Source organism: Candidatus Schekmanbacteria bacterium (assembly GCA_003695725.1).
GTDB lineage: Bacteria > Schekmanbacteria > GWA2-38-11 > GWA2-38-11 > J061 > J061.
Genome location: RFHX01000191.1, coordinates 1 through 2,837 on the forward strand (window position 1 = coordinate 1; position 2,837 = coordinate 2,837).

Sequence of the window (2,837 nt, forward strand, 5' to 3'; positions counted from 1 at the left end):
ATTTCTTTTGGAGCAATAGGTGAATATGAGCGAGGGATTTCTGATTTAACAAAAGGGATTGAGAAAGATCCAGAAAATTTCAAGATGTATCTATATAGAGCTGAGTGCTTTTACAAATTAAAAGCTTATGGCAAGTCCATTGCAGATTTAAAAGAAGCAATAAAGAATGACCCAGAAAATTATACCTTATATGAACATCTTTCAGAATGTTATGCAGACATGGGGGACACTGAAAAAGCATTTGAGGTTTTGAAAAAGGATGGCATCCCTCACTCAAAGTATTTGAACGCTCAGGCAAATTTGTATTACCACCTTTGTGAAACCGATAAAGCCATTGAAAAACTTGAAGAAGCTTTGAAAGAATCACCTTCTGATAAAGATACTTTGAAAATGCTTTCTATTATCGATATGCAAATAGGAAAATATAATGAAGCTTTAGCTATATTTGAAAAATTATCTCAACGTTCAGATATTGACTTGTTCTATCTTTTTAACAATAAAGGGTACCTCTACTTTTTAAAAGGCGATTTAAAAAATGCATTAACGTACTGTAAAAAAGCAATTGAAGCCGATCCATACATTGGCAATACATATGACACATTGGGTTCAATCTATGACGCAAAAGGCGATTATGAAAAAGCAGTCGAATATTTCAATAAAGCAATTAAATTAGCGCCTACTAAGGCAATCATATATTACAACCGGGCAATGACATATGAGAAGATGGGAAAATTCAATGAAGCATTAGATTCATATGAAACCTACCTCAATTTAGGTGAAGAAGACTGCTCATTCGGTAGAGAAGAAAAGGCAAAAGATAAGGTTCAGAAATTGAAAAATAAAATTAAGCATATGAATTGACATCATTTATTTAGTTTATTAGTAATTTGAATATATTTTCTACTTGTTCAAAACTTGCTTTTAAGGGGAACCAACATTTCAACTAAAAAAGAAGGGGGAAACATTTTATGAAAAAGGAGAAGGGTGGTTTAGACAGGAGAGATTTCATTAAAACATCCGGCGCAGTATTAGGTGGTGCAGTTTTGGCTGCCGCTTCACCAAATATCAAATCAGCTGAATCTGCTGGGCCACCAAAAGGGAGACCTATGGCAATGCCTCCAAAACCATTGCCTAAAATGCCAGCAGACGCTAAGCCGGCAGTTATGTATGGGCAGATACATGAAACAGATATGCTTGGTAATGCCTTGAATGCCTTGATTCAAACATATGCCTCTTCAACACCATATCAACATAAATTCAACGATGCTCTTGTAAAAGCGCATCTTAGCTACATAGAGTTTTTAATCAAGAATAAAATGATTAAAAAATATATTAAATTTGATAGAGAATTCCTTGCTCCTCTTATGAAGAGAGTGGTAAAAAGAGTTAAGAAGAAGGGCGGCACGAAAGATGACATCCTTGCTTATATGTTTGAAGGTACAGAATGTTCATTTCAACTCTTTGAAAAAATCTACAAACGCCCTAATGAGAGGCTTGTTGTATGTCCTTTTAGAGAAGGAATTAAACATAATGCCTTTCTTGGTACAACGCTAAAAATAGAGCAGGTATGCAAAAATTTCTGTACGCCAAGATGGGAAGGCCAAGCGGAAGAGGGTGGAATAAAGGTCAAGGTTACTCCTGGAGAAATTTGTTCAATTAAGGTTGTTTGATTTTAAAATTTAGAAGATAGACAGATAGTTTCTGTTCCTCTGATTTTCAAATTTAAAATTTGGAGGGTTATATTATGAAAGCGCGTTCGTGCTTAATCGTCGTTCTGTCTTTTTTTATATTGTTTTCAGGCGTCGGTATCTATCCTTTTTCCTCTTATGCTGCTGATGGTGAAAAGGCAAAAACTTTGACTCCTGAAGAGAAAAAATTAACTGAAAGAATGCTCAAGTTTATGGAAGATATGGACAAAAGATATTTTGAACGCGCTTTTAAGCTTAATGGAAATAGAAATACAGAAAGTAAAGAAATTATAAGCGATTATTCAGATTATGATATAAAAGTTACTCGAGGCCCAGTCATTGAAAAGATGGGAAGAATGCTCGCAGTAGGCAAAAAGGCCGCTCCTAACAATAGACTTCCCGGAAATCTTGTTTGGGGGAGGTTCTATTCAATTGATGCTCATCCAAAGACACCTCTTGTGGGTATGCTTCATGCCACTATAGTGGTCCAGGTTTTTGATAGCGGTATATCGTTTGCAGGAGGATGGATTGGTATAATGCCGGGGACAAGAATTGAAGAAGACCTCAATGAGCTTAAAGAAACTGTCGACGCTGTGTTCAAGAAATTTGGCAAAAGTCCAGACTATAACCGCCAGCTTATCTGTAAGGGTGACCCAAAGGAAATTGACCGTAAATGGAGACGGAAACCTGCTTGCGTAGGAGTTAGCTTTTATGGACGTCCTCTTTTTTTCGAGACTGAAAAGAATTTTGATCTCGTATCAGAAGTTTTTGTGAATTTTGTTGATAAGTATATGGACTTGGTGGAGAAACGAAAGGACGACCCTTATACTGAAAAAGATATTCAAGCGCAGGATGAAATGCGCAAACGGTGGCTTTTAGACCAACTCTTTTCAGACCCTTACGCGAAGAAGATTGTTCCCTTTGAAGCATGGTCATTGGCAAACGTCCCCCCTGTAATAAAATTCTAAAAAAGGGGTCAAGTCTGCTTTTGGCTTTTCTCACAATTTTTTCATTACATATATACAACAATCTGTCCCCTAGCGAATAATATCAGCCTTAACTTAATGAAATTGAGGATGTTTTAGAAAAGGGAATTTACCATTAAGTTGTGTTGTTAGCGGTGTATTTGAAATGAGATAACTATTAAAA

The 2,837-nt window shown here is 36.1% G+C and carries 3 protein-coding genes; all 3 read left to right on the forward strand.

The window, feature by feature from the left end:
• Window positions 1-861 (forward strand): tetratricopeptide repeat protein (locus D6734_07605; protein RMF94493.1); only part of this gene is annotated, 861 nt, incomplete at its 5' end.
• A 107-nt stretch (window positions 862-968) separates the two neighbouring features.
• On the forward strand, window positions 969-1,670 hold the full coding sequence (locus D6734_07610; GenBank protein ID RMF94494.1) for a twin-arginine translocation signal domain-containing protein: 702 nt from the start codon (window positions 969-971) through the stop codon (window positions 1,668-1,670).
• 74 nt (window positions 1,671-1,744) lie between these two features.
• Window positions 1,745-2,656, forward strand: coding sequence for a coproporphyrinogen III oxidase (locus D6734_07615; protein ID RMF94495.1), 912 nt, complete (start codon window positions 1,745-1,747; stop codon window positions 2,654-2,656).
• Window positions 2,657-2,837: the final 181 nt, after the last annotated feature.